Origin of the sequence: Dactylosporangium sp. NPDC000555 (assembly GCF_040300025.1) — a bacterium.
In the GTDB taxonomy this organism is placed as follows: Bacteria; Actinomycetota; Actinomycetes; order Mycobacteriales; family Micromonosporaceae; genus Dactylosporangium.
Genome location: NZ_JBEPDB010000002.1, coordinates 132,113 through 158,353, shown reverse-complemented (window position 1 = coordinate 158,353; position 26,241 = coordinate 132,113). Strand labels below are relative to the sequence as shown.

Annotated in this window: 22 protein-coding genes; 13 read left to right on the top strand and 9 right to left on the bottom strand. The window is 72.6% G+C overall.

Going from position 1 to position 26,241, the window contains the following annotated elements:
* Window positions 1-8: 8 nt before the first annotated feature.
* Genes ABT297_RS02765 through ABT297_RS02755 form a run of 3 tightly spaced genes read left to right on the top strand, consistent with a single transcriptional unit; the run spans window position 9 to window position 3,907 of the window.
* Window positions 9-1,466, top strand: a complete 1,458-nt coding sequence (locus tag ABT297_RS02765) for an FAD-linked oxidase C-terminal domain-containing protein (RefSeq protein WP_350543842.1) — start codon at window positions 9-11, stop codon at window positions 1,464-1,466.
* A gap of 33 nt (window positions 1,467-1,499) precedes the next feature.
* Entirely contained in the window at window positions 1,500-2,690 is a 1,191-nt protein-coding gene (locus tag ABT297_RS02760) for an FAD-binding oxidoreductase (protein ID WP_350543840.1), read from the top strand.
* Entirely contained in the window at window positions 2,690-3,907 is a 1,218-nt protein-coding gene (locus ABT297_RS02755; protein ID WP_350543838.1) for a (Fe-S)-binding protein, read from the top strand. The genes ABT297_RS02760 and ABT297_RS02755 overlap by 1 nt, the downstream gene beginning before the upstream one ends.
* Before the next feature lie 8 nt (window positions 3,908-3,915).
* On the opposite strand, the gene ABT297_RS02750 is transcribed toward ABT297_RS02755, so the two are convergent.
* From ABT297_RS02750 to ABT297_RS02735, 4 genes are all read right to left on the bottom strand, one after another.
* Window positions 3,916-4,551, bottom strand: a complete 636-nt coding sequence (locus tag ABT297_RS02750; RefSeq protein WP_350543836.1) for a hypothetical protein — start codon at window positions 4,549-4,551, stop codon at window positions 3,916-3,918.
* A gap of 92 nt (window positions 4,552-4,643) precedes the next feature.
* Window positions 4,644-5,219 carry an HdeD family acid-resistance protein gene (locus ABT297_RS02745; protein WP_350543834.1) on the bottom strand — a complete coding sequence of 192 codons (576 nt, stop codon included), beginning with the start codon at window positions 5,217-5,219 and terminating at the stop codon, window positions 4,644-4,646.
* A 26-nt stretch (window positions 5,220-5,245) separates the two neighbouring features.
* Window positions 5,246-6,064, bottom strand: a complete 819-nt coding sequence (locus ABT297_RS02740; RefSeq protein ID WP_350543832.1) for a DnaJ C-terminal domain-containing protein — start codon at window positions 6,062-6,064, stop codon at window positions 5,246-5,248.
* 32 nt (window positions 6,065-6,096) lie between these two features.
* Window positions 6,097-6,837: an Hsp20/alpha crystallin family protein gene (locus ABT297_RS02735; protein WP_350543830.1), complete on the bottom strand. Its 741-nt coding sequence runs from the start codon at window positions 6,835-6,837 to the stop codon at window positions 6,097-6,099.
* Between ABT297_RS02735 and ABT297_RS02730 the strand changes: the two genes are divergently transcribed.
* Entirely contained in the window at window positions 6,836-7,231 is a 396-nt protein-coding gene (locus ABT297_RS02730) for a DUF2267 domain-containing protein (RefSeq protein ID WP_350543828.1), read from the top strand. The two genes, ABT297_RS02735 and ABT297_RS02730, sit on opposite strands and share 2 nt — an antisense overlap.
* A 72-nt stretch (window positions 7,232-7,303) precedes the next feature.
* On the opposite strand, the gene ABT297_RS02725 is transcribed toward ABT297_RS02730, so the two are convergent.
* A complete protein-coding gene (locus tag ABT297_RS02725) occupies window positions 7,304-8,158 on the bottom strand; it encodes an NAD-dependent epimerase/dehydratase family protein (protein WP_350543826.1) in 855 nt (284 codons plus the stop codon).
* 535 nt (window positions 8,159-8,693) lie between these two features.
* The gene (locus tag ABT297_RS02720) at window positions 8,694-9,038 is read right to left on the bottom strand and encodes a plasmid mobilization protein (RefSeq protein WP_350543824.1); all 345 of its coding nucleotides are present in this window, start codon (window positions 9,036-9,038) and stop codon (window positions 8,694-8,696) included.
* An 89-nt stretch (window positions 9,039-9,127) separates the two neighbouring features.
* Here ABT297_RS02720 and ABT297_RS02715 point away from each other — a divergent pair, with 89 nt between their 5' ends.
* Window positions 9,128-9,967 (top strand): SWIM zinc finger family protein, encoded by an 840-nt coding sequence (locus ABT297_RS02715; RefSeq protein ID WP_350543822.1) that lies wholly within the window; start codon window positions 9,128-9,130, stop codon window positions 9,965-9,967.
* A gap of 122 nt (window positions 9,968-10,089) precedes the next feature.
* On the opposite strand, the gene ABT297_RS02710 is transcribed toward ABT297_RS02715, so the two are convergent.
* The gene (locus tag ABT297_RS02710) at window positions 10,090-10,500 is read right to left on the bottom strand and encodes a MerR family transcriptional regulator (protein ID WP_350543820.1); all 411 of its coding nucleotides are present in this window, start codon (window positions 10,498-10,500) and stop codon (window positions 10,090-10,092) included.
* A 96-nt stretch (window positions 10,501-10,596) separates the two neighbouring features.
* Between ABT297_RS02710 and ABT297_RS02705 the strand changes: the two genes are divergently transcribed.
* Together ABT297_RS02705 and ABT297_RS02700 are read left to right on the top strand one after the other, a co-directional pair.
* Complete coding sequence (locus ABT297_RS02705) at window positions 10,597-11,919, top strand: MurL-like N-terminal domain-containing (protein ID WP_350543818.1); 1,323 nt, start codon at window positions 10,597-10,599, stop codon at window positions 11,917-11,919.
* A gap of 623 nt (window positions 11,920-12,542) precedes the next feature.
* Complete coding sequence (locus tag ABT297_RS02700; protein ID WP_350543816.1) at window positions 12,543-13,130, top strand: thioredoxin-like domain-containing protein; 588 nt, start codon at window positions 12,543-12,545, stop codon at window positions 13,128-13,130.
* Between the two features lie 28 nt (window positions 13,131-13,158).
* Here the strand turns inward: ABT297_RS02700 and ABT297_RS02695 are convergent, their stop codons facing one another.
* Window positions 13,159-16,197 (bottom strand): SNF2-related protein, encoded by a 3,039-nt coding sequence (locus ABT297_RS02695; protein WP_350543814.1) that lies wholly within the window; start codon window positions 16,195-16,197, stop codon window positions 13,159-13,161.
* Between the two features lie 129 nt (window positions 16,198-16,326).
* On the opposite strand from ABT297_RS02695, the gene ABT297_RS02690 reads away from it, so the two are divergent.
* Entirely contained in the window at window positions 16,327-19,485 is a 3,159-nt protein-coding gene (locus ABT297_RS02690) for a penicillin acylase family protein (RefSeq protein WP_350543812.1), read from the top strand.
* 85 nt (window positions 19,486-19,570) lie between these two features.
* On the opposite strand, the gene ABT297_RS02685 is transcribed toward ABT297_RS02690, so the two are convergent.
* Window positions 19,571-20,095, bottom strand: a complete 525-nt coding sequence (locus tag ABT297_RS02685; protein WP_350543810.1) for an AAA family ATPase — start codon at window positions 20,093-20,095, stop codon at window positions 19,571-19,573.
* An 85-nt stretch (window positions 20,096-20,180) separates the two neighbouring features.
* Here ABT297_RS02685 and ABT297_RS02680 point away from each other — a divergent pair, with 85 nt between their 5' ends.
* The 5 genes from ABT297_RS02680 to ABT297_RS02660 all read left to right on the top strand — a co-directional run bounded on the left by ABT297_RS02680 (window position 20,181) and on the right by ABT297_RS02660 (window position 26,137).
* A complete protein-coding gene (locus tag ABT297_RS02680) occupies window positions 20,181-20,555 on the top strand; it encodes a response regulator transcription factor KdpE (RefSeq protein WP_350543808.1) in 375 nt (124 codons plus the stop codon).
* A gap of 313 nt (window positions 20,556-20,868) precedes the next feature.
* A complete protein-coding gene (locus ABT297_RS02675) occupies window positions 20,869-21,879 on the top strand; it encodes a LacI family DNA-binding transcriptional regulator (protein ID WP_350544110.1) in 1,011 nt (336 codons plus the stop codon).
* 19 nt (window positions 21,880-21,898) lie between these two features.
* The gene (locus ABT297_RS02670; protein ID WP_350543806.1) at window positions 21,899-22,714 is read left to right on the top strand and encodes an exodeoxyribonuclease III; all 816 of its coding nucleotides are present in this window, start codon (window positions 21,899-21,901) and stop codon (window positions 22,712-22,714) included.
* A gap of 493 nt (window positions 22,715-23,207) precedes the next feature.
* The gene (locus tag ABT297_RS02665) at window positions 23,208-24,209 is read left to right on the top strand and encodes an ABC transporter permease (protein WP_350543804.1); all 1,002 of its coding nucleotides are present in this window, start codon (window positions 23,208-23,210) and stop codon (window positions 24,207-24,209) included.
* A gap of 179 nt (window positions 24,210-24,388) precedes the next feature.
* The gene (locus ABT297_RS02660) at window positions 24,389-26,137 is read left to right on the top strand and encodes an ABC transporter substrate-binding protein (protein WP_350544107.1); all 1,749 of its coding nucleotides are present in this window, start codon (window positions 24,389-24,391) and stop codon (window positions 26,135-26,137) included.
* The last annotated feature ends 104 nt before the right edge of the window (window positions 26,138-26,241 follow it).

Below are 26,241 nucleotides of genomic sequence, written 5' to 3'. Positions count from 1 at the left end.
GGTATGGCATGAGTGTTGATGCGCTCGCCGCGGCGGTGCGTGAGGTGCTGCTGCCGGAGCAGATCATCACGGACCGGCAGCGGCTGCGCACGTACGAGTGCGACGGGCTGACCCACTACCGGGTCGTGCCGGGCATCGTGCTGCTGCCCCGCACCGCCGAGGAGTGCGCGGCCGTGGTGCGCGCGTGCGTCGCCAACGCGGTGCCGTTCGTCGCGCGCGGCTCCGGCACCGGGCTGTCCGGCGGCGCGCTGCCACACGCCGACGGGGCGCTCATCGTCACCTCGCAGCTGCGCGCGATCCGCGAGATGGCGCCACAGGACGAGCGGGCCGTCCTGGAGCCCGGGGTGATCAACCTGCAGGTCAGCCGGGCCGCCAACCCGCACGGGTACTACTACGCGCCCGACCCGTCCAGCCAGCAGATCTGCTCGATCGGCGGCAACGTCGCGGAGAACTCGGGCGGGGCGCACTGCCTGAAGTACGGCTTCACGGCCAACCACGTCACCGGCGTGCAGATCGTGACCCCGGACGGCGACCTGGTCCGGCTCGGCGGGCGGGCACCCGACGCGCCCGGCTACGACCTGCTCGGCGCGTTCGTCGGCTCCGAGGGCACTCTCGGCATCGCGACCGAGGTCACGGTACGCCTGGTGCGCCTGCCCGAGACCGTGCGTACCCTGCTCGCCGCGTTCGCCGGCACCGACGAGGCCGGCGCTGCGACCTCGGCGATCATCGCCGCCGGCGTGGTGCCCGCCGCCGTGGAGATGATGGACGCCCTGGCGATCGAGGCGGCCGAGGCCGCGGTGCACTGCGGCTACCCGGGCGGGGCCGGCGCGGTGCTCATCGTCGAGCTCGACGGCCCGGCCGCGGAGGTCGACGCGCAGTTCGCCGCGGTCGAGGACCTCTGCCGCGCGCACGGCGCGTTCGAGATCCGCATCGCCGCCGACGACGCGGAGCGGGCGCTGTTCTGGAAGGGGCGCAAGTCGGCGTTCGCCGCGGTAGGGCGCATCTCCCCCGACTACATCGTGCAGGACGGGGTCATCCCCCGCACCGCGCTGCCGCAGGTCCTCACGCGCATCGGCGAGCTGGCCCGCGAGCACGGCGTGCGGGTCGCCAACGTCTTCCACGCCGGCGACGGCAACCTGCACCCGCTGGTGCTGTTCGACGAGTCGGTCGCGGGGCAGGCCGAGCGGGCCGAGGCGGTGTCCGGGGCGATCCTCGACATCTGCGTCGAGCACGGCGGCTCCATCACCGGCGAGCACGGGGTCGGGGTCGACAAGGCCAAACACCTTCCGCGGATGTACTCCCCGGCCGACCTCGACACGATGCAGCTGGTCAGGTGCGCGTTCGACCCGCGCGGCCTGGCCAATCCCGGCAAGGTGTTCCCGACCCCTCGGCTGTGCGGCGAGGTGCCCGGCCGGCGCAAGGGCGTCCATCCTATGCACGAGTCCGGCGTGGCTGAGGTGTTCTGACGGCTGGTGTTGCGAAGGTGAGGTGGTAACACGGTGACGGTGCTCGCTGAGATCGCCGGGGTGCCCGCCGCGGCGGTGGCCTCGCCCGCGTCGACCGCGGAGGTCGCCGACGTGGTGCGCGGCGCGGCGCGGGACGGGCTGGCCCTGGTCGCCCGCGGCGCGGGCACCCGGCAGGGCTGGGCGCTACCGCCGCAGCGCCTCGACCTGATCCTGGAGATGGGCGGGGTGAGCGGCCTCGTCGAGCACGCCGCCGGCGACCTCGTCGCGGTGGTGCGGGCCGGCACGCCGCTGCGCGACGTGCAGGAGGCACTGCGCCCGGTGGGCCAGCAGCTCGCGCTGGACGAGCCGCTGCCCGGCTCGACCGTCGGCGGCACCGTCGCGGTCAACGCGTCCGGCCCGCGCCGGATGCTCTACGGCACCGTCCGCGACCTGCTCATCGGCGTGACCGTGGTGCGCGCCGACGGCGTCGTGGCCCGGGCCGGCGGCAAGGTGGTGAAGAACGTCGCCGGGTACGACCTGGGCAAGCTCGTCGCCGGCTCGTACGGCACCCTGGGCGTGATCACCGAGTGCGCGTTCCGGCTGCATCCCCTGCCCGCCGCCGCCCGCTTCGTGTCGGCGCCCGCCGATGGCCCCGACGAGGCCGGCCGGGCCGTGGCCGCGGTCCTCGGCTCGCAGATCGTGCCCAGCGCCCTCGAGATCGACATGGCCGAGGGCGGCCGGCTCACCGTCGCCGCCCTGGTCGAGGGCGTCCCCGCCGGCGTCGACCGGCGCGCCGCCGACCTGGAGAAGCTGCTCGGCGACGGCGCCGTGCAGGGCGAGACGCCGCCGCCGGGCTGGGGCGCGTACCCGTGGGCGCCCGGCGACGTCGGCATCAAGCTGACCTGCGCCCTTTCGAGGGTGCCGTACCTGCTCACCGCCGCCGGCGTGACCGCACAGCTGCACGACGTGCCGCTGCGGGTGCGCGGCTCGGCCGGCACCGGCGTGCTCCACGCCGGCCTGCCCAGCGGCACCGACCCCGGCGTGGTGGCCGGCGTCGTCAGCGACCTGCGCGCGGCGACCCGGGCCGGCGCCGGGCACTGCGTGGTGGTGACCGCCCCGCCCGCGGTCCGTGCCCGCATCGACGTCTGGGGCCACGTCGACGGACTGGACCTCATGCGCCGGGTCAAGGACCAGTTCGACCCCGCGGGCACGCTCGCGCCGGGCCGCTTCGTCGGGGGCATCTGATGACCGGGGACCGGCCCGAGCTCATCAACGACTGCGTGCACTGCGGGTTCTGCCTCCCCACCTGCCCGACGTACGTGCTGTGGGGCGAGGAGATGGACTCCCCGCGCGGGCGCATCCAGCTCATGCTGCAGGAGAGCCAGGGCGAGCCGCTGACGCAGACGATGGCCGGCCACTTCGACGCGTGCCTGGGCTGCATGGCGTGCGTGGCCGCGTGCCCGTCCGGGGTGCGGTACGACACGCTCATCACCGAGACCCGCGCGATGGTCGAGCAGGTCCGCCCGCCGTCGGGCCGGGCGCTGCGGGCGGCCGTCTTCGCGCTCTTCCCGTACCACCGCCGGCTGCGGGTCGCCAAGGCGCCGCTCGTGGGGTACCGATGGCTCGGAACGCCCTTGAAACGACGCCTGCCGGCGCCCCTTCGCACGCTCGTCGACCTGGCCCCGCCGCTGCGCCGCGCGGTCCCGCTGCCGCCGCTCGTGCACGCCCTCGGCCCGCGCCGTGCGCGCGTCGGCATGCTCACCGGCTGCGTCCAGCATGCCTTCTTCCCGTCGGTCAACGCCGCGACCGCGCGCGTCCTGGCCGCCGAGGGCTGCGACGTGGTCATCCCGCCGGCGCAGGGCTGCTGCGGCGCGCTGAGCCTGCACAGCGGCCGCCGCGACGAGGCCGCCCGCTTCGCCGCCGCGATCCTCGACGCGTTCACCGGCGTCGACGCCCTGGTCGTGAACGCCGCCGGCTGCGGCTCGGCGCTCAAGGAGATCGCCGAGCTGCTCCCCGGCGACCCGCGCGCCGCGGCCCTGGCCCCGAAGGTGCGCGACCTGTCGGAGTTCCTGGCCGAGCTGGGCCCGGTCGCCCCGCGCCACCCGGTCCCGGTGACGGCCGCCTACCACGACGCGTGCCACCTCGCGCACGCCCAGGGCGTGCACGCTCAGCCCCGCGCCCTGCTCCGCGCGGTGCCGGGCTTGGACCTGCGGGAGATCCCCGACCCGGAGATCTGCTGCGGCTCGGCCGGCATCTGGAACATCCTCAACCCGGGCCCCGCCGCCGAGCTGGGCGACCGCAAGGCCCGCGACGTCCTGTCCACGGGCGCGTCCCTCCTGGTGACTGCCAACCCCGGCTGCCTGATGCAGATCGCCGCCGCCGTCCAACGCGCGGGCGCGACGATCCGCCTGGCCCACACGGCGGAGGTCCTGGACGCGTCGATCCGCGGCGTCCGCCCGTAGCCCGCCGGTCAGTTGGGGCGCAGCGGGCGGCCCTGGCCGTCCACCGGGCGACCGGCGAACATCATGATGCCGTCGATGATGAACCACAACCACAGGCCGCCGGTGATGAGGAACGGCACGAACAGGAAGAAGCCGCAGATGAAGGCGACCCAGCCGACGGCGAAGCTGAGGATCAGCTGGGTCACGCCGAGGGCGATGTTGCCGGCGTAGAGCCGGCCGATGCCGCCGATGGCGAAGAGCAGGCCGGGCACCAGCTGCAGCAGGCCCGCGACGACCTTGCTCTTGTCGGAGTACGGCTGGCCGGTCAGCGGGTCGTAGGCGGCCGCGTAGCCGACGGGCTGAGCGTAGCCGGGCTGGGCATAAGCGGCCTGGGCGTAGATGGGCTGCGCGTAGGCGGCCTGGCCGTAGGGGTCGAAGCCGCCCGAGGTCGGGACGCCCGAGGTCGGCATCTGGTAGGCCGTCGAATATGGCTGGCCTGACGCGGGCGGGCTGGAGGCCGGCGGCGAGGACATCGGCGGCGGCAACGCGGGCTGACCGTAGGGGTCGGACTGCGGGTACGGCACCGGCTGGCCGTACGGCGACGGCTGTCCGTACGGATCCTGCTGCCCATACGGATTGGGGGTTCCATACGGTGGCTGCGTCATGCCGTGCAGGCTATAACGAGGGAAGCCCACAAGGTGGGAGCGGGCGAAGGGCGGCGAGGCCGAAGCCGCGCCGCCCTCCGCTGTGGCGCCGGTCAGTGCGCCGCCGCCATCCGGCCCCGCCCGGTGCGCTGGCGCGTCAGCTGATACGCGGCGACGAGCAGCAGCACGCCGCTGATGATCGCGTATATGCCGATCGCCCAGGCGATGGCCAGCGCCCCGGCCGCGGGGCGGACCATGATGAACAGCCCGGCCACGATCGCGAGCGCGCCGATCAGCGCCAGCGACCAGCCCCCGTGCTGGCGGGTCGCCAGCCAGAGATCGGCCAGGCCCGTGACCACCGCCCACACGCCGACCATGATGGCCAGCACGATCGCCGTGATCCCGGGCCACACGACGGCCAGGATGCCGAGCACGAGGCCGACGACCCCGGCCACGCCGCGGGCGATCCGCGGGCCCGTGCCGTCGGCGAAGCCGGTGACCACGTTCGACGGCCCGGGCGACGGGCGGATCGCGTGGACGAGCTGCTCGACCCCGCTGACGATGGCGAAGATGCCGAACAGCAGCGCCAGCGCGATCACCGTCACCCCGGGCCAGACCACCGCGATGATGCCGAACGCGATCGCGATCGCACCGCGGATGCCCAGCAGCCAAGCTTCCCTTTTCAGCATGTGATCCCCTTCCTTCTGCGTTGTGCCTAAATGAGCCGGGCGTCGAACGGCGACTCTCGGGCGAGCGAGCTGTACAGCGCGCGCTCGCCGGGGGTGAGCCGCTCCGGCACCACGATTCGTATCTCCGCGAACAGGTCACCGGCCGGGCCGCGCGGGTTGGGCAGGCCCTGGCCGCGCAGGCGCAGGCGCAGGCCCGAGGACGAGCCCGCCGGCACGTCCAGGCGCAGCTCCCCGGCGGGCGTGCCGACCGGGACGACCGCGCCGAGGGCCGCCTCCCACGGGCTGAGCGGCACCTCGACCATCACGTTGCGACCGGACACCTTGAATCTCGGGTGCGGCGCCAGGCGTACGACGAGGAGCAGATCCCCCGGGGGACCGCCCCGCGTCCCGGGCGCGCCCTGGCCGGGCAGCCGCAGCCGTTCGCCGTCGACGATGCCGGCCGGGACGTTCACGTCGTACTGCCTGGGCCGTCCCGCCGGGCCCGGCAGCGTGACACGCCGCCGGCCGCCGGTGTAAGCGGTCTCCACGCCGATCGTGAGCTCGGCCCGGGTGTCGGTGCCGCGCGCACCGCGGAACAGGCCGCCGGACAGATCGACGTCGATGCCGCTGCGGTACCGCTGGTGCCGGCCGCGCCGCCCCGCGTCGTACTCGCGCCGGCGTTTCGGGTCGGCCAGCACGCGGTACGCCGCGGTGATCTCCTTGAACCGTTCCTCCGCGCCCGGCTCGGAGCTGACGTCGGGATGGTAGCGGCGGGCCAGGCGCCGGTACGCGCGCTGGACCTCGTCCTGCCCCGCGCCCCGCGCGACGCCGAGCACCTCGTACGGGTCGCGGAAGTCGACCGCCATGACGACCCGCCCTGGGTCCGTGTGGCCCCGCCTCAGCCCATCGAGCTGCGGCCGACCTGGCCGGTGCTGCCGGTGCCCGACGAGCCGGCGCGCTGGCTAGCCGGGCCGGGCCGCGACTGGCCCTCCTTCATCCGTTTGGCCTTCGCGGCCGGATTGTCCGGCGATTTCAGGTGTTCCGTGGACGGCTCCGGCGGCACCACGGAGGAGTCGACGATCTGCTGCTTGCGATGTATCTCGATGCGCCGCGCCTGCTGCCCGTGCGCCTTCGGCGCCACGATCGTGAGCACGCCGGCGTCCAGGTCCGCCTGGACGCCCTCGGGGTCGACGTCGCCGGGCAGGGCGACGATGTACTCGAACTCACCGGTCCTGCGCGCGTGGTGGCGCACCGTCCCCTCGCGGCGGCGCTCGCCGAACGTGCCGAAGACCCGGATCTCGTTGTCGCGCAGCTCGATCTCCACGTCGTCGGGCGCGACGCCCGGCAGGTCCAGCTCGACCCGGAACGCGTCGCCGGTCTCCTCGATGTCGACGGGCGCACCGCTCGTCAGGGGCATGCCCAGCGCCGGATACATGGCAAGCGACCGGCGGGGACGGGTGACCAGCAGTGTCATGGTGGCGCCTCCCAATTGTGCGGGCTGCACGTACCCCGCCATGCTGGGCGGGGAGCGGGTGAGGCGGTCCCACCCGTGGCGGATGACCCGGCACCGCTGCCCGGACAGCTCCGTCCCCGCCGAGTGATGGCCGCTCACCTGCGCGCCCGGCAGCGTTCGGCACATGTACGAAGACGTGTTCATCGCGGAGGTACGCGAAAAGACCGGCCTCACCGATCCCGAAAGCGCCCGCCGGGCCCTGCGCGGCGTGCTGCACGCCCTGGCCAACCGGCTGCCCGACGGCTGGGTGCACCAGCTGGCCGCGGAGCTCCCGCCGACGCTGGCCGAGCCGCTGTGGTCCTACCAGCACCTGTACGACCAGGAGGTACACCTCGACTTCCTGTCCGACGTCGCGGCCCGGGCCGCGGTCGCGCCGGCCGACGCGGAGCGCCTGGCGCGTGCCGTGTTCGCCGCGGTGGCGGGAGTCTGCGACCCGGCCCTGCTGCGCCGCGTCTACCGGCCGCTGACCAGCGACGTGCTGGTGCTGACCGAGGCGGACGCGTCGCTGCTGCCGGTCTGATCGGCGCTTCGACCGCCGCAAATACGACGGAGCGCGGCCGAAGCCGCGCTCCCCGACCCAAGCGAACGCCCCCTACGCTGCGGCGCGCAACTCCTCGACGAGCGCCGGTCCGGACGGGCTCCAGCCCAGTGACCTGGCCTTCGCGCCCGTGGCCTGCTGGTCCAGCAGCAGCGCGTCGGCGAACGGCGCGCCCAGCCGCGCCCGGGACGCCTCGGCGGTCTCCGAAACAACGCCCGCGCCGCCCGAAGCGGCCTCGGCGAGCTCCCGGACGGTGGGATTGACACCCGACGCGGCGACGAGGCGGCCGAGCCGCTCGCCGCGCTCCACGACAAGGGTGTACAGCGCGGCGACGTCGTCCACGTGCACGGTCGCCCAGTGCTGCGAGCCGTCGCCGACGAGCCGGACACGCCCGTCCTCGTCGCGGGCCGCCACGAGCACCCCGGCGGGGATCCCGCCGCCGTGGCCGAACACGATCCCGGGGGCGACGACCGTGGCCGCCAGGTCGGCGTCGAGCACCGACTGCTCGATCTCCGAGCGCCACGCCGTCAGCGCGGGCGGCGCCGCCGGCGACTCCTCGGTGATGTCGGCGTTGTCGCCCCAGCTCCAGATCCCGCCGGTGTGCACATACGGCTTTCCGGTGCCGCCCAGCGCCCGAACGGCGGCGGCCACGACCGCCCGGTCGAAGCGCGCGGAGTCGCCGTCGCCGGTGGCGGCGAGGTGCACGACGGCGTCGCCGCCGGCGAACCGCTCCGCGGTCCACGCGGAGTCGAACAGATCACCGACGACCGCCTCGGCGCCCGCCTTGCGCGCCTTCCCGGCCGCCTCCTCACCGCGCACGAGCGCGGTGACGGCGTGCCCGCCGGCGACGAGCCGCTCCACCAGGGCGGAGCCGATGTAACCGGTCCCACCGGTCAACACAATCCTCATGGGCTCGACGCTAAATCGACAGAGCCCCGCACGGGACGTGGGTTACGCCTCCCCAGCGGGCGGAATAAATCCGCCTCAGCCACCCTCAGCCGCGCGAAGGGGCGGTGGCGCACTCGCTGCGTCCCATCCTCAGGACGGTACTGACGGATTCCCGTCGAGCGATCGCACGCTCACTCCGTCGATCACGACCTCTGCCGATCGTTGCTGCCATCGTCCGCCCGCCTGCCGCCCTGCTTCGACGCCGCTCCAGCTCGGCGCGAACCTCGTCCATCGCTAACGTGTCGCCGGCCGCGAAGTCCTCCCGCGACTGGCGGAGGTCCGCGGGGGCTCCGTCGTCGGGCAGCAGGTCGAACGTTTCGCGCATCCGCTTATATTCAGCCACCGAAATCACTAGCGGCTACCGCAGCAGTGACCGGCCCATGCCGGGATCAGATGGGTAGTAGCCAGGTGCCGTCGGCGTACGCGGACAGGGTCGGCGCGTCCAGGGTGTCCGCGCCGATGGTGATAAACGGGCCGGACGGGGCCCGACCGATGGTCACGCGGCGGAGCCCAGTCGCCGGCGCAGTTCGTCGAGTGCCGTTGCTGCTGTGCGCAGTTCTCGCCGCGCGGCCTCGACATCGATCGCCGCCGACGTCGCGAGCGCGGCGTTGCGTATGTACGTCGACACCGGCTGACCGGCCGCAGTCGCCGCGGCGACGATGCTGTCGAGCTCGCCGCGACTGAACCGGACGGACACCACCGAACGGATGTCGGTGGCGGGCTCGCTCGGGACCTCGTCACCGGATGCCTGGTCGCGATGCTCGTACAGATCCTCGCCCGCGGCTTCCATGTCGGCCATGCTCAGGCCGGTGACCTCGTCGACGTCGTCGGGCTTGCTCATCGCGGCGTTCTGGCGGCTGAGTAGACTGGGGCCATGATCGCCGAGTTCGCGCCGCGCCGCGGCGCCGCCGGGCCGGGGTGCCCGCGGGCGTGACGACACCGGAGTACTGGGGGACCCGGGCCGTCCGCGTCGATGGTGGCATCCGGGCCCGCAGCACGCGCGGTGCCATCGGCGAGAGCTGGTGGTCCAAGCGCTTCCTGGCCGTGCTCGAGTCCTTCGCGCTCGGCACCCGCCTGACCCGGGGCCGCAACTACGCCCGCGCCGGTCAGGTGCTGCGGCTGGACGTGGCCCCGGGCGCGGTGACGGCGACCGTGCAGGGCTCGCGCCCCACGCCGTACAAGGTCTCCATCAACCTCGCGGTCTTCCCCGACAGCGTCTGGTCGACCGTCGAGCACGCCCTGGCCGCCGAGGCGCTGGGCGCCGCGAAGCTCCTGGCCGGCGAGCTCCCGCCGCACGTCGAGGACGTCTTCCACGCCGCGGCGGCGCCGCTGTTCCCGGCCCGCTTCGCCGACCTCGCGATGCGCTGCTCGTGCCCCGACCAGGCCGTACCGTGCAAACATCTCGCGGCGACGTGCTATCTGCTGGCCGAGCGCTTCGACGGCGACCCGTTCCTGATCCTGCTGTGGCGCGGCCGCTCGCGCGAGGCCCTGCTGTCGGCGCTGCGCACCCTGCGCGCCGGCGGCCCCGCGGAGCCCGACGATCACGAGCCGGCGCCCGCGCTCTCCCCGATCGGCACGGCGGGCGCCCTGGCCGGCCTCACCGAGCCCGACGTGGAGATCGAGCGGTTCTGGCTGCCGCCGGTCCCGTTGACCGACCCGGAGCCGTCGTACGTCACCGAGCGGGACCTGCTGCTCCGCCAGCTCCCGACGCCTCCCCCGGACCTCGGCGGCGCGGAGACCCTGCGAACCCTGCGCCGCTGGTACCGCTGACCGCTGTTCTCCATGGCCACGGAGCGAACGTGCTGCTCCTTGTGCATGTTTACTCCGTGATCATGACTCACATGATGCCCGGCACCCAACCAGGGCGATGACCGCGCTCGCCCGGCGCGCGGTCACGCGGTGGGAGACGGGATCGGGCAGTCCGGGCAGGTGCAGTCGGTCAGGCTGTCGCACCGCGCCGCCACCACGCGGGCCAGCGTGTCGCGCACGGCGGACAGGTCGGCGATCCGCCGGTCGATCTCGGCGAGTTTGTCCGCCGCCCGGTCGTGCAGACCGACCGGTGCCCGGCGGCGGCCGGAGTCGAGCAGCTCCGCGACCTCGTTCAGCGTGAACCCGAGCCGCTGCGCGGCCTTGATCGCGACGAGCAGGCCCACCGCGTCCGGCGGGTACAGGCGGTGGCCGCCGGGGCTGCGCAGGGGCTCCGACAGCAGGCCGCGGCGCTCGTAGTATCGCAGCGTCTGGATGTTGACACCGGCCCGCCCGGCGACCTCGCCCGTGCGCAGCCCGTGGCCCGCGTGTTCCATGCCACGACGGTAGACCCGTACCCGAGTACCGGATGCAAGCGGCGCGCGAACGCTACCATTGCGGGTCGGCGCGTACCGGACGGAACGGAGCACATCGTGAACGCGTGGGAGCAGGTCGAGGCGCTGCGGTTCCCGGGGCGGGAGTTCGACCCGTCGACCGGGGTGGCGCGCTTCCACTACGCGCTCGGCGACCTCGTGCTCACGGAGACCGTCGACTTCGGGCCGCCCGCCGCCGGGCATCCCGCGCTCGATCGGGTGCTCGACCTGCTGTACGTCGCCGCCTCCACCTCGTACTACAAGATCGCCGCGCCGAAGCGGGTCGAGCTCGGCGGGGTGACCCTGGCCGAGGGGGCGCTGCCGTGGGTGCGCGCGCTCTTCCACGACGGGCTGGGCGAGTTCGCCTACCGCAACAAGCTCGAGTATGTGCTGGACCTGCCGATCGAGGCGGAGCGCACCGCGGCGCCGCCGGAGCGGCCGCACACGCCGGACGGGCCGCCGCTGGCCGCGGTCGGCGGGGGCAAGGACTCGATCGTGACGATGGAGGCGCTGCAGCGCGCCGGGCTCGACCCGGTGCTGTTCGCGGTCAACCCCAACGCGATCATCCGCGGGGTGATGGCGGTGTCGCCGCAGCCGGTGCGCACCGTGCGACGGCGGCTCGACCCGCGCATGCGCGAGCTCAACGAGACCGGCGCGTTCAACGGGCACATCCCGGTCACCGCGATCAACTCGCTGGTCGCGGTCGCCACGTCGCTGATGCACGGGCTCGGGCCGGTCGTCATGTCCAACGAGAGCTCCGCCTCGGTGCCGAACCTGAGCTGGCTCGGCCGGGACATCAACCACCAGTGGTCGAAGGGGCTGCCGGCCGAGGCGCACCTGCGCGCCGCGCTGCTGGCCCATGCCGGGCTGCGGGACGCGTACTTCTCGCTGCTGCGCGGCCTGTCCGAGCTGCACATCGCTGGGCTGTTCACCAAGTTCACCGCGTACGACGAGGTCGTCACGAGCTGCAACGCCGCGTTCAAGCAGCGCGACGCGAGCGAGCGCTGGTGCGGGCACTGCCCGAAGTGCCGGTTCGTGTTCCTGGCCCTGGCGCCGTTCACCGGGCGGGAGCGGCTGGTGCACATCTTCGGCACCGACGTGTTCACGGATCTCACGCAGCTCGAGGGGTACCGCGAGCTGATGGGCCTGACCGCGCACAAGCCGTTCGAGTGCGTGGGCGAGATCGAGGAGTCCCTCGTCGCGCTGCGGCTGCTCACCGAGCACCCCGACTGGCGCGACACCCCGATCGTGAAGGCGCTCGCCGCCGAGGTGCCGGCGCTGCCCACCGACGCCGAGGTCGACGCCGCGTTCCGGGGCGACGGCCCCAACCTGGTCCCGCCGCGCTACCTCGACGCGCTCAGCGCCCTGGGAGGGCCCCGGTAGGCGCGGTGATCGGCGCGCGACGGCCCGGGCGGTGCGAAGCGTCCGAATTGTCGCGGAAACGCACGGCCGGTAGTGTCGGCGGCATGTCCGGCGCCTCCCCCCAACCGCCGCCATCCGGTACGCCGCCCTATCCGCCGCCGCCCTATCCGCCGCCGCCCGACACGCCGGGCCCGCCGCCACCGTCGTCGTCCGGCACTCCGCCCTACCCGCCGCCGCCCAGCATGCCACCGTCGCAGCCTGGCACACCGCCGCCTTATCTTCCGCCGCCCGGCACACCGCCGTCGTCGTCCGGCACGCCGCCCTACCCATCGCCGCCTGGCACGCCGCCACCGTCATCCGGCACTCCGCCCTACCCGCCGCCGCCCAGCACGCCACCGTCGGAGCCTGGCACACCGCCGCCTTACCTGCCGCCGCCCGGCACACCGCCGTCGTCGTCCGGCACGCCGCCTTACCCGCCGCCGCCCTACCCGCCGGGCCCGCCGCCACCGCCGCCACCGTCGTCGCCCGGCACGCCGTCGGCGTCGTCGTCCGGCACGCCGCCTTACCCGCCGCCGCCCTACCCGCCGCCGTCCGGCGCGCCGCCGCCGTCGTCCGGCGGCAACCGGGGGCTGATCATCGCGCTGGTGAGCATCGTCGGTGTCCTGGCGCTCGCGTGCGTCGCCGGGATCGCGGGCGTGGTGTGGTACATGCCGAAGAGGAACCTCAGCGGCGACGCGTCGGCGGACATCGTCGGGCTCATCAACTATCGGACCACGCACCCCGAGTGGCTCGAGCGCGACCACCGCGCCGAGGGCGAGAAGATCGAGTATCCGATGGTCCCGGCCGCCGGTGGGCCGCACCACCCGGTTTGGCAGCGCTGCGCCGGTGACGTGTACACCGAGCCGGTCGACGAGGGCAACGCGGTGCACAGCCTGGAGCACGGCGCGGTCTGGATCACCTACCGCACGGGGCTGGCGCCGGCCGAGGTCGAGCGGCTCGCCAAGCGGGTGCGCAACAACGACTACATGCTCATGAGCCCGTACGACGGGCAGCCCTCGGCGATCTCGCTGCAGGCGTGGGGGTACCAGCTGCGGGTGACCTCGGCCGACGACTCGCGCATCGACGCGTTCATCCGCCAGTACCGCCAGACCGCGACGCTGGAACCCGGCGTGCCGTGCAGCAACGGCCGCATCTCGAACGACGTGAGCGCGTCACCCTCCGCCACCGACTGACCGGACACACCGTCGGACTCCGGCGCGGTCAGTCGGCCGCCGCGCCGGGGTCCAGGGTGAGCAGCGAGCGCAGGTCCGCCGTGGACAGCTCGGTCAGCCACTGCTCACCGGTGCCGACGATCTTCGCGGCGAGGCCGCGCTTGTCCTTGATCAGGGCGGCGATCTTCTCCTCGACCGTGCCGGCCGTGACGAACTTGCGGACCTGCACAGCACGGCGCTGGCCGATGCGGAACGCGCGGTCCGTCGCCTGGTCCTCCACTGCCGGGTTCCACCAGCGGTCGGCGTGGATGACGTGGTTGGCGGCGGTCAGGGTCAAGCCGGTGCCGCCCGCCTTGAGCGAGAGCACGAACAGCGGCGGCGAGGACGGGGACGCCTCCTGAAAGCGGGCCACGAGCGCGTCGCGTGACGCCTTGGGCAGGCCGCCGTGCAGGAACGCGACCTCGCGGCCGAAGCGGGCGGAGAGCTCGGCGCGCAGCATGGCGCCGAACTCGGCGTACTGGGTGAAGATGAGCGCCCGCTCGCCGGCGGCGAGGATCTCCTCGGCGATCTCCTCCAGCCGGGCGAGCTTGCCGCTGCGGCCGGGCAGGCGGCTGCCGTCGCGCAGGGCCAGGGCCGGGTGGTTGCAGATCTGCTTGAGCCGGGTCATCGTAGCCAGCACCAGGCCGCGGCGCTCGACGCCCTCGCTGCTGTCGATGCGGGCCAGCATGTCGTCGACCACGGCCTGATAGAGGCTGGCCTGCTCGCGGGTCAGGCTGCACACCACGTCCATCTCCAGCTTCTCCGGCAGGTCGGAGATGATGGCGCGGTCGGTCTTGAGGCGGCGCAGCACGAACGGCTGGGTGATGCGGCGCAGCCGGGCGGCGGCGTCGGCGTCGCCGAAGCGCTCGATCGGTTCGGCGTAGCGCTCCTTGAACTTCGTCGCGCTGCCCAGCAGGCCCGGGTTGGCGAACTCCATGATGGACCACAGGTCGGCGAGGCGGTTCTCCACCGGCGTGCCGGTGACCGCGACGCGGTGCCGGGCGGGCAGCCGCCGCACGGCCGCGGCCTGTTTGGTCGCGGCGTTCTTGACCGCCTGCGCCTCGTCGAGCACGACCCGGTGCCACGGCACGGCCCGCAGCTGTTCCGCGTCGCGGGTCGCGACGGCGTAGGTGGTGACGACGAGTTCGAACGCGGCCGGGTCGAGCTCGCGGGCGCGATCGGCGCCGTGGTGGACGTGCACGCGCAGCCCCGGCGCGAAGCGGGCCGCCTCGCGCTGCCAGTTGCCGACCAGCGACATCGGGCAGACCAGCAGCGTCGGGCCGGTGCTCCCCCGCGCGTCCCCGGCGATGAGGGCGAGCAGCTGCACCGTCTTTCCGAGACCCATGTCGTCGGCGAGGATGCCGCCGAGGCCCGCGGCCTCCAGGAACCGCAGCCAGTTCAAACCCCGCTGCTGGTACGGCCTGAGGCTGCCCTCGAACGCCGCGGGCACCCCGGCGTCGCCGATGCGCAGCTCCGCCTCCCCGCTGAGCAGGTCGCCGAGCCAGCCATCGGCGGTGACCTCGACGACCGGCAGGCCGCCGGGCCCCTCGGCCGCGCCGCCGGCCAGGTGCAGCAGGTCGGCGACGGTCATCGACTCCTGCGCCCGGTGCCGCTCCAGGAACGACAGACCTTCGGCGAGCCGGCGCGGGTCGAGCTCGACCCACTGGCCGCGCAGCCGTACCAGCGGCGCCTTGAGGTCGGTGAGGCGGCGCAGCTCGTCCTCGGTGAGCGCCTCGTCGCCGACGGCGAGCTCCCACCGGTAGTCCACGACGGCGTCGAGGCCCAGCCCGCTGTCGGTGGCGACGGTGCCGGGCGCGGCCGAGCCGGAGCCGCCGGCCCTGAGCCGGGCGCCGAGGCGCGCGGATGCCCGGCGCCACCAGCCGGGCAGCACCACGCCGAACCCGGCCGCGGCCAGCAGCGGCGCGGCCTCACTGAGCAGCCGGTGCGCGCCGTCGGTGTCCAGCGTCAGCGCGACCGGGCGGGGCTCGCGCAGCGCGTCCTCGATCGCGGGGTACAGCCGGCTGGCCCGGCCGAGCTCGGCCAGCAGCGTCTCCTGGGGCGCCGGGATGTGCCGCTGCAGGGCCTTGAGCGCGCCGCGGGAGCGCCAGACCTGGCCGGCGTCGACGACAAGGGTGGGCTCGTCGGCGGCCCGCAACGCGAACTCGAGGGTCCACCGCGGGTCGGCGGGCGGCTCCTCGCCGTCGCCGGGCTCCGGCGGCTCGACGAGGCGGAAACAGGCCCGCACCGCGCCGCCGATCGCATCGGCCTCCCAGGCGACCAGCTGCGTGCGCAGCCGCTCGAGCGCGGCGGGTGCGACGCCGGCGATGCGGCGGTCCCGGCCGGTGAGCGCGGCGAGCCAGGCGCCGGCGGCGTCGCCGGGGCGGTGCCCGGCGGCCCGCGGCCCCGCGTCGGCGGGCAGCGCCGCCCGCGCGGCGGCGTCGGCGAAGGCGTCGAGGACCTCGGCCAGCGCGGCGGCGCGGGTGGTGTCCGGGGTGGCGGCGAGCACGGCCTGGGGCAGCGCGAGGGCCAGGGCGCGGGCGTAGGCGGCGTCGCGGCCGGTGAGCACCGGCAGCCAGCGGGCCTCGCCCCCGGCGGCGTCGCCGACCAGGGCAGGCAGCATGCGGCCGCGGGCGACGAGCCCGGCGGCGAACCCGGCGACGCCGGCGAGCCAACGGGCGGAGTCGCCGAGCACGATGTCGTCGCCGGCGGCGGACGCGAGCCCCCGCAGCAGGCCGAGGGCGTCGTCGGGGTCGTACTCGACGGTGTCGACGGCCCACCGCCGCAGCACGGGCCGGCCGCCCTCGACCGGGATCGACGCGGCCGGCGAGGGCTCGGGCCGGCCGCCGCGGGTGGGCAGGGCCGGCGTGCGCACCGCGGCGATGCCGGTGCCGCCGTCGAGATCGAGCCCGGCGACCGCGAACGGGTGCCGGCGGGCGGCCCGCGCGGATCCCCGTCGAGCCGGACCGGGCTCAGGGTGCGAAGCGATCGACGGGTCCTCCGCCCACAGGGCGACCCGGCCGCCGACCCAGAGGGCATGGACCACGAGCACCCCGGAAGCGTAGTGGAGGCCCAGCGTATCGATGGTGCGACACCTCTGTTCAGTGACCGGCGTCGTTGTTACCATCCGGTAATCCGAGTCATTTTCATATTGACTCGCAACCCCCGGAAGGGATCCGCCATGTCCCTACCCCTCCTCAAGCGCGTCCTCGAGCGCGCCTTGGGGGCGCTCCTGCTCGCCTCCGCCGTCCTCGTCGCCCCCGCGCTCGCCGGACCCGCCCAGGCGGCCGTCCTGACGCCCAACGACTACTGCCTCGACCAGTGCAACGACATCCTGCCGCCGGGCCAGAACGGCAACGCCACGCTCGCCGACATCCTGGCCCACCAGGCGCTGGGCACCCGGCCGGCGCACACGTCCGACCAGCTCGGCCCGTACGCGAACCTCGTCGCCGCCTACACCGGCCTGACCGATGAGCAGATCTCCTCCTTCTACAACAGTGCCTCGTTCGGCGTGCCGGCCGATCAGGTGGCGCGCAGCTACAGCCCGCGTTCCGACGTGAGGATCGTGCGCGACAAGGCGCTCGGCGTGCCGCACGTGACCGGCACGACGCGGGCCGGGACGATGTTCGGCGCCGGGTACTCCGGCGCGGAGGACCGGCTGTTCGTGATGGACCTGATGCGCCGGGTCGGCCGCGGGAAGGTGACCCCGTTCGCCGGCGGCGCGCCGGGCAACCGGGAGCTGGAGCAGAGCATCTGGCGCAACGCCCCGTACACCGAGGCCGACCTGCAGGACCAGGTCGCGGCGCTGCGGAGCAAGGGCACGCGCGGCGCGCAGCTCTACGACGACGTGCAGCAGTACGTCGCCGGCATCAACGCCTACATCGCCGCCTGCATGGCCGGGCGCAACTGCCCCGGCGAGTACGTCCTCACCGGCCACCTCGACGCGATCACCAACGCCGGCGGGCCGGAGCCGTTCCAGATGACCGACCTGATCGCGATCGCGGGCGTGGTCGGCGGCCTGTTCGGCGGAGGCGGGGGCGGCGAGGTCGAGTCCGCGCTGGTGCGGGTCACCGCCCGGGCCCGCTACGGCGCCGCCGAGGGCGACCGGCTCTGGGCCGCCTTCCGTGCGCAGAACGACGAGGAGGCGGTGCTGACCCTGCACAACGGGCAGTCCTTCCCGTACGGCGCGGCCGACCCCAACGCCCCCGGCGTCGCGCTGCCGGACCTGGGCAGCGTCGCCGCGCAGCCCGTGGTGTTCAATCCGAGCGGCTCGGCGACGACCACCGCTGGTCTGGCACCTGGCGCGGCCACCAAGCGCGGCATGTCCAACGCGGTGGTGATCGACGCCGCACACTCGGCGACCGGGCACCCGATCGCCGTGTTCGGGCCGCAGACCGGGTACTTCTCGCCGCAGCTGCTCATGCTGCAGGAGCTGCAGGGGCCGGGGATCAGCGCGCACGGCGTCGCGTTCTCCGGGCTCAACCTCTACGTGCTGCTCGGCCGCGGGCAGGACTACGCCTGGAGCGCCACCTCGGCGGAGCAGGACATCACCGACACGTACGCGGTGCCGCTGTGCAACACCGACGGCTCGGCGGCCACGACACAGTCCTCGGCGTACCTCTTCCGCGGCGTGTGCACGCCCATGGAGGCGCTGGTGCAGTCCAACTCCTGGAAGCCGACCGTCGCGGACTCCACGCCCGCCGGCTCCTACCAGCTCATCACGTACCGCACGAAGTACGGCCTGGTCGCCTGGCGCGGGACGGTCGGCGGGCAGCCGGTCGCGTTCACCCAGCTGCGCTCGACCTACCGGCACGAGGCCGACTCCGCGATCGGCTTCCAGGCGTTCAACGACCCGGCCGCGATGGGCACACCGGCCCAGTTCATCGCCGCGGCCTCCGACGTCGGGTACGCCTTCAACTGGTTCTATGTCAACGCCACGGACACCGCGTACTTCAACTCCGGCAGCAACCCGGTGCGCAAGCCGGGCGCGAACCCGAACCTGCCCACGAAGGCGGACCCCGCATATGAATGGTCCGGCTGGAATGCGGATACGAATACGGCCGACTACATTCCGGTGAACCAGCATCCGCAGTCGACCGGGCAGGATTATTTCGTCTCTTGGAATAACAAGCAAAGTAAGGACTTCGGCGCGGCGGACGGAAACTTCAGTTTCGGCGCCGTGCATCGCGCGGATCTGCTCGACAAGCGGGTCAAATCCGCGCTCGGCGCGGGCAAGGTCGATCGGGCCGGGGTCGTGCGGCTGGTCGAGGACGCCGCGGTCACCGACCTTCGGGCCGAGAACCTGCTGCCGAAGCTGCTGCGCATCCTCGATCCGTCCGGGACGAGCACCGACCCGAACGTCGCCGCCCTGCGGGCCTGGCAGGCGGCCGGCGCGAAGCGCGTGGAGACCTCCCCCGGATCGCACGTCTACCAGCACGCGGCCGCGATCCGCACATTCGACGCCTGGTGGCCGAAGCTGGTCGACGGGGCGTTCCGGCCCGGGCTCGGCGACGACGTCTACGCCGCGCTGACCAGTGCGCTGCAGATCGACGAGTCGCCCTCCGGGGCCACCGGGCCGACCAGCGCCGGGTCGCTGAACCAGACCCAGACCCACAAGGGGTCCGCATTCCAGTACGGCTGGTGGGGCTACCTCGACAAGGATCTCCGCTCGGTCCTCGGAGACCCGGTGCGCAGCGGCCTGGGCCGCACCTACTGCGGCGGCGGCTCCTTGACGGCGTGCCGGCAGGTGCTGGTCACGACCCTCGCGGCGGCCACCGCGGAGCCCGCGACCACCACGTACCCGGGCGACAAGTACTGCTCGGCCGGCGACCAGTGGTGCGCGGACACGATCATCCAGTCGCCGCTGGGCGGGATCACGCACGACAAGATCTCCTGGCAGAACCGGCCGACGTACCAGCAGGTCGTGTCGTTCCCGGCCGGGCGCGGCGACGACCTGACCAACCTGGCGCAGGGCCGGCCGGTCACCGTCAGCAGCACCCAGCTCGGCTACAGCGCCGGCGCGGCGGTCGACGGCAGCCCGTCCACGCGGTGGAGCAGCGGGTGGAGCGACAACCAGTGGATCACCGTGGACCTCGGCTCGGCGCGCCAGGTGCGGCGGGTCATCCTGCGCTGGGAGGCGGCGTACGGGTCGCGGTACCGCATCGAGGTCTCCGCCGATGGCAGCGGCTGGAGCGCCGCGGCCGTGATCGACGCCGGCAACGGCGGCACCGACAACGTCACGTTCGCGCCGGTCAGCGCCCGGTACGTGCGCATGGCCGGGGTGGCCCGCGCCACCGGCTACGGCTATTCGCTGTGGGAGATGGAGGTGTACTCCAAGTAGGTCGCGTCTTGCCCCGCCCGGCTGCGCACGCACGTGCCGACAAGCACGTGCCGGGCGAAGCCGGGCGGCTCGCGTGTGGCGATCCTCAGGTCACGCGCCAGCCGCCGATGAGCCCCTGGACCTCGTCGGCGACCTCGTCCGGGTCCAGGTCGTCGGTGTCCACGACCGCGCCGAACGCGCGCAGCTCCCGCCGCGCGGTGAGGTATGCGCCCAGGTTGTCCAGCCGCCAGCCCTGCGGGCCGGGGTCCTCGTCCGCCTCGATCCGCTCCACCAGGACCGGTGCGGAGACGTCCAGCAGCACGTGGCGCACCTCATGGCCACGGCCGCGCAGCCCGGCGACGATCTCCTCGAGGTAGCGGCGGCGCAGCACGGTCATCGGCACCAGCAGCGGGTCGGCACCGCGCGCCTGCCAGGCCGCGGCGGCCACGGTCGCCGCCCGCCAGGCCGGCAGGTCCTGGTAGTCGCCGGGGCGGACCAGGCCGAGGGTCCGCTTGAGCACCCAACCGATGCGCTCGGGGTCGAACGCCCGGGCCCTCGGCTCGCGCCGGCACAGCTCGGCGGTGAGCGTCGACTTGCCCGCGCCGAACGGGCCGTTGATCCACACGATCACGGGCAGCCTCCCTGTGGTCCGGCCTTCCAGGATTCTCGCAGGCGGGGCCAAGGGCGGTATCAGGCCGGCGCGCGATAAAGGAGGCATGACGATCGTGACCCTCCCCCAGCGCACCCACGCCGGCAAGCACGTCGACGTCCTGCTCGTCGCCCCGGCCGGCCGCCACGCCGACCTCGAGCGGCACCTGCCCCAGGGCTGGGTGGTGACCCGGCGCCACGAACTGCCGGCCGGCTGCCGCGAACCCGACATCGTGCTGCTCGACGACCCCGGCCCAAGGACGGTCACCGCCGCGTGCCTGCGTCACCCGGCCGCCTCGATCGTGGCCGTGCTCAGCGCGTACAGCGACCACCAGGCCGTCGTCGACGTGCTGGAGGCCGGCGCGGACGCCTGCGTGCGCGCCCCCACCGCCGTGGTCCTCGCCGCGCATCTGGAGGCCTGCGCGCGCCGCCAGGCGTCATGACGGTTTTGGCGTTTCCCACAACATATTTCAGAGAGCGCTCTCAGCCGATTCTGTGATTGACATTGGGCTAGTCATGAGCCAGGCTGATCTCAGTCTTGAGAGCGCTCTCCGGCCAAGCGGTGGCCCGGGCGACCGGCTTGGGTTGATCGGCACAGTATGACCGGCGAAATCGTGGCTCAGGGTGTGACCGGTGTGAGGGTGCGACGGGCGGTGGAGCGACATGCTCCATCGCCCGTCCTTTTGTGTACTGCACAATGCCGAGCTTCAGTCATGATGGTCCGCGGAACAGAATATGGGGGACGCCAGAATGGTGCTGTCGGGGCGGGACCGGCCCACACTCGAAAATGTCGCGCAACGCGCCGGGGTGTCGCGTGCCACGGCCTCCCGCGTGGTCAACGGGTCGACCTCCGTCGCGCCACACATCCGCGACAAGGTGCTCAGCGCGGTCGAGGCGCTCGGTTACGTGCCCAACCAGGCCGCGCGCAGCCTCGTCACCCAGCGCACCGACTCCATCGCGCTCGTGGCCTCCGAGACGGCCAGCCGGGTGTTCTCCGACGACCCGTTCTTCTCCAGCATCATCCGTGGGGTGAGCCTGGAGCTGGAGGCCGTCGACAAGCAGCTCGTGCTCATGATGGTGGGCCCCTCGGGGCCGAGCCACGACCGGGTCGAGCGCTACGCGACCGGCGGGCACGTCGACGGCGCGATCATCTTCTCCATGCACGGCGCCGACCCGCTGCCCGAGCGGCTCAGCCGGGCCGGCGTGCCGGTCGTGTGCAACGGGCGCCTGCTGATCCAGTCCTCCGTGCCGTACATCGACGTGGACAACGACGACGCGGCCCGCACGGCGGTGCACCACCTGCTCGACACCGGGCGGCGGCGGGTGGCCACGATCGCCGGGCCGCAGGACATGAGCGCGGGCATCGACCGGCTCAAGGGGTACCGCTCGGCCATGCAGGACAGCGGCCGGCGCTCCCTGGTGGCGGTCGGCGACTTCACCCGGCAGTCCGGCGCCCTGGCGATGAGCCAGCTGCTCGGCGACGACCCGGACCTCGACGCGGTCTTCGCCGCCTCCGACGCGATGGCCGAGGGCGCGCTGCGGGCGCTGCGCCAGGCCGGCCGTCGGGTGCCCGACGACGTGGCCGTGGTCGGCTTCGATGACATGGACTTCGCGCGCGACACCGAGCCGCCGCTGACCACCGTGCGCCAGCCGATCACCGACCTCGGCCGGATGGCGGCCCGCCAGGTGCTGCGGATGGCCGGCGGCGAGCAGATCGAGCCCGTTTTGCTGTTGCCCACGGAGTTGGTGAAGCGCGAGTCGGCATGAGGCTGGCATTGTGGCAGGGGTGAGACTTGCCACCTGGAACGTGAACTCGGTGAAGGCCCGGCTGCCCCGGCTGCTGGAGTGGCTGGAGCAGGCCCGGCCCGACGTGCTGTGCGTGCAGGAGACGAAGGTGGCGGCCGACGCGTTCCCGGCCGCCGAGGTCGGCGATCTGGGATACACCACGGCACACCACGGGGAGGGCCGCTGGAACGGCGTCGCGCTGCTGTCCCGGGTGGGCCTCGACGACGTGCGGCGCGGCTTCGCCGGCGATCCCGGCTGGGCCGGCGAGCCGGGCGGCGCCGAGGCCCTGTTCGACCAGCCCCGCCAGGAGGCCCGCGCGGTGTCGGCGCGGTGCGGCGGGGTGCGGGTCTGGTCGGTCTACGTGCCCAACGGGCGCACGCCGGAGTCGGCGCACTACGGGTACAAGCTCACCTGGCTCGAGGCCCTGCGCGCCGCGGTCGCGGCGGACCTCGCGGGCGGCGGCCCGGTCGCGGTCTGCGGGGACTTCAACGTCGCCCCGGCCGACTCCGACGTCTTCGATCCCGCCGCCTTCGCCGGCGCCACGCACGTCACGAAGCCCGAGCGCGACTCGCTCGCCGCCCTGCTGGACACCGGTCTCGCCGACATCGTGCCGAAACCGATGAAAGGGCCCAATCCATTCACGTACTGGGATTACCGGGCGGGAATGTTCCATCAGGACAAGGGCATGCGGATCGACCTGGTCTACGCGAGCCCGCCGATTGCGGACGCGGTGACGGGTGCTTATATCGACCGGGAGGCACGCAAGGGCAAGGGCCCGTCGGACCACGCGCCGGTCGTGATTGATTTCGATATTTGAGCACACTGTGTCACGATGGCCCTGACCGGACCGTACTGTTAAGTGTGAAACGATCAACGATCGTCCTGGATAGCCCGTTCTCGCCGGTCTTGCTGCCATGTTTCCCTCACATTGCGTAATCGTGCCGTTACGATTCGCCGGTAAATCGCCCGTTTAGGGGGTGTATGATCCGAAAGTCGCTGTGCTTGGATCACGCCCTCATCACGGCGCGGCGTGGACTTGGTTACAGGACAGGGGGTGACCCTTGACGAGCGGCCGAACGGGAGACAGGGTTCCTCCAACGAAGGCGACACCACCACGTCGGCTTCGTGCACGCTCTGCCCGTGGACCGAACCTGCGGATAGGGCACCAGGAGTCCACGAAGACACAGCCGATCGGCTGCTGACTGCCACGGGCCCCGGTCTGGCCGACGCATGCGCGCTCCACTGTGCGGCGGCCAACGCTGGCGGTTGCGTGAAGCGGGCAGGCGGCCGGGGAGAGGGGCGCCACGCCCATGACTATGGGGCCCGTCACGTCGAAGAGCGACGAGCAGGTGCCGACGGTCGAAGAGGCGACCGCAACGCCTGCCGGTGTTCCCGCGAAGGCCATCGAAGGCCGCTCGCTCAGTCAGATCGCGTGGACCCGGCTCAAGCGCGACAAGGTCGCGCTGACTGGAGGCGGGTTCATCATTTTCCTGGTGCTTGTCGCGGTGTTCGCCCCCCTGATCAACAAGGTCTGGGGGCACCCGGTCAACGATTACCACCCGGACAAGATCGATCCGAGCCTCGGCGGCATCCCGCCGGTCGGCACCTGGGGCGGGATCAGCAAGGACTTCCTCCTCGGCGTCCAGCCGGTCACCGGCCGCGACCTGTTCTCGCAGATCATCTACGGCGCCCGGGTCTCGCTGCTGGTGGCGCTGGCCGCCACGATCGCGGCGGTCACGATCGGCGTGGTGCTCGGCATCGTCTCCGGCTACTTCGGCGGCGTCGTCGACAACCTGATCAGCCGGATGATGGACCTGATCCTGGCGTTCCCGTATCTGCTGTTCTCGATCGCGCTGATCTCCGTCGTGCCGGTGAGCACCGGCTGGCGCATCGGGGTGGTCATCTCGGTCATCGCGTTCTTCAGCTGGCCGTACATCGGGCGTATCGTCCGCGGCCAGACGCTCTCACTGCGGGAACGCGAGTTCGTCGAGGCCGCGCGCAGCATCGGGGCGGGCCCGGCCCGCATCCTCTTCCGCGAGCTGCTGCCCAACCTCGTCGCGCCGATCCTCGTCTACGCGACGCTGGTCATCCCCACGAACATCCTCTTCGAGGCCGCGCTGTCGTTCCTCGGCGTCGGCGTGCTGCCCCCCACCCCCTCGTGGGGCCGCCTGCTGTCGGACGCCGTGCAGTACTACACGTACGACCCGATGTACATGTTCGTGCCCGGTTCCGCGATCTTCCTCATGGTCCTCGCCTTCAACCTGTTCGGCGACGGCCTGCGTGACGCCCTCGACCCGAAGTCCAACCGGTAAGCCCGCAAGGGCCGCCGGCGAGCTTCGGGCCGTCGCGCAACCCTCGCACCACCACGTCCGGCCCCGCCGCCAGCCCGGTCGAACCCTGTGCGTACCCGATCTCCACTCGCACAGCCGCACAGCTCGGACGGCCCGTCCCTCGGCGGGTCGCGCCAAACAAGGAGGGAAACCCAGTGAGAATGAGGACAGGGGCATTGGTGGCCGGCTCGGCCGCCGTCGCCCTGGTGCTGTCCGCCTGTGGATCGGGCGGCGACAAGGCCAACGACAGCTCGACCCCGAAGGGTGAGTCCGGCTTCAACGCCGCGACCAAGGGCGTCGTGAACCCGTCCAACAAGAAGGGCGGCACGCTCAAGCTCGTCAACCAAGCCGACCCGGACTCGTTCGACCCGGCGCGCGCCTACTACGCGTTCGTGTGGAACTTCATGAAGGGTTACTACGTCCGCACGCTGCTCACGAACGAGGCGAAGCCCGGCAAGGACGGCCTCACGCTGGTTCCCGACCTGGCCCAGTCGCTGCCGGAAATCACCGACGGCGGCAAGACCTACACGTTCAAGCTCAAGGCGGGCGTGAAGTTCGAGGACGGCTCGCCGATCACCTCGAAGGACATCAAGTACGGCATCGAGCGCACGTTCGCCGATGTCCTCTCCGGTGGCCCGCCGTTCCTGGTGGAGGTTCTCGACCAGGGCCAGAATTACCCTGGCCCGTACAAGGACACCGAGAAGACGGGCCTCAAGTCCGTCCAGACCCCGGACGACAACACGATCGTCTTCAAGCTGGCCGCGCCGCTGGCCGACTTCGCCAGCCTGCTCGCGATGCCCGCCTCCAGCCCCGTTCCGCAGGCCAAGGACACCGGCGACAAGTACGCCCAGAAGCCCGTCTCGAGCGGCCCGTACAAGTTCCAGTCGTACGACCAGGGCAAGAAGGCCGTGCTGGTCCGCAACGACCAGTGGGACCCGAAGACCGACAGCGTCCGCAAGGCGCTGCCGGACCAGATCGACCTCACCATCGGCACGGCGCCGGAGGAGATCGACAACCAGCTGCTGTCCGGTGACGTCGACATCGACACCGGACAGACCGGCGTCCAGCAGGGTGCCCAGCCGAAGGTCCTGCTCGACCCCGAGAAGAAGAAGAACGCGGACACCCCGAACACGGGCTTCATCCGCTACTTCTCGATCAGCAGCAAGGTCGCCCCGTTCGACAACATCCACTGCCGCAAGGCCGTGCAGTACGCGACGGACAAGAGCACGATGCAGACCGCTCGTGGTGGCGCCGAGGCCGGCGGTGACATCGCCACCAACATGCTGCCCCCGAACATCGCGGGTCACGACGACTACGACCCGTACAACACCAAGTCGGGCAAGCCGCAGATCGACAAGGCGAAGGAAGAGCTCGCGGCCTGTGGCAAGCCGAACGGCTTCGAAACGGTGATCGCCACCCGCAACGCGGGCAAGGAGCTGAAGTCGGCCGAGGCCCTGCAGGCGGCGCTGACGAACGTGGGCATCAAAGCCCGCCTCGACCCGATCGAGCCGTCGCTGTACTTCCGCTCGGCCATCGGTGTGCCGTCGAACGTCCACACCAAGGGCTACGGCCTGATGATGGCCGGCTGGGGCGCCGACTTCCCGACCGCGTACGGCTTCCTGTCCGTGCTGGTCGACGGCCGCCAGATCCTGGAGTCGGGCAACAACAACTACGGCGAGCTGAACGACCCGGAGATCAACAAGCTGATCGACGACGCCAAGGCGGAGAGCGACCCGAAGAAGTCCGCCGAGATCTGGACCAAGATCAACCACAAGGTCATGGACGCGGCGGTCATGACGCCGTTCGTCTACGACAAGGCGCTCAACTACCGCAACCCCCGCGTCACGAACGTGTACGTGACGGAGTACTACGGCATGTACGACTTCGGCAGCCTGGGCGTCGTGAGCTGACCCTCGGGTCGGCACCAGCCCCAAGCTGCGAAGCAGCAAGCCTGAACAGCCGCTAACCCGCCCTTCACGAGTACAGAAGGCAGGTGAGGGCCACGGCGCCGGCC

Coding starts and splice junctions, on each gene's coding strand:
- ABT297_RS02765 (WP_350543842.1), top strand. CDS start 9: ATGAGTGTTGATGCGCTCGCCGCGGCGGTGCGTGAGGTGCTGCTGCCG.
- ABT297_RS02755 (WP_350543838.1), top strand. CDS start 2,690: ATGACCGGGGACCGGCCCGAGCTCATCAACGACTGCGTGCACTGCGGG.
- ABT297_RS02750 (WP_350543836.1), bottom strand. CDS start 4,551: ATGACGCAGCCACCGTATGGAACCCCCAATCCGTATGGGCAGCAGGAT.
- ABT297_RS02745 (WP_350543834.1), bottom strand. CDS start 5,219: ATGCTGAAAAGGGAAGCTTGGCTGCTGGGCATCCGCGGTGCGATCGCG.
- ABT297_RS02740 (WP_350543832.1), bottom strand. CDS start 6,064: ATGGCGGTCGACTTCCGCGACCCGTACGAGGTGCTCGGCGTCGCGCGG.
- ABT297_RS02730 (WP_350543828.1), top strand. CDS start 6,836: ATGTACGAAGACGTGTTCATCGCGGAGGTACGCGAAAAGACCGGCCTC.
- ABT297_RS02735 (WP_350543830.1), bottom strand. CDS start 6,837: ATGTGCCGAACGCTGCCGGGCGCGCAGGTGAGCGGCCATCACTCGGCG.
- ABT297_RS02725 (WP_350543826.1), bottom strand. CDS start 8,158: ATGAGGATTGTGTTGACCGGTGGGACCGGTTACATCGGCTCCGCCCTG.
- ABT297_RS02720 (WP_350543824.1), bottom strand. CDS start 9,038: ATGAGCAAGCCCGACGACGTCGACGAGGTCACCGGCCTGAGCATGGCC.
- ABT297_RS02710 (WP_350543820.1), bottom strand. CDS start 10,500: ATGGAACACGCGGGCCACGGGCTGCGCACGGGCGAGGTCGCCGGGCGG.
- ABT297_RS02690 (WP_350543812.1), top strand. CDS start 16,327: ATGTCCCTACCCCTCCTCAAGCGCGTCCTCGAGCGCGCCTTGGGGGCG.
- ABT297_RS02680 (WP_350543808.1), top strand. CDS start 20,181: ATGACGATCGTGACCCTCCCCCAGCGCACCCACGCCGGCAAGCACGTC.
- ABT297_RS02665 (WP_350543804.1), top strand. CDS start 23,208: ATGACTATGGGGCCCGTCACGTCGAAGAGCGACGAGCAGGTGCCGACG.
- ABT297_RS02660 (WP_350544107.1), top strand. CDS start 24,389: ATGAGGACAGGGGCATTGGTGGCCGGCTCGGCCGCCGTCGCCCTGGTG.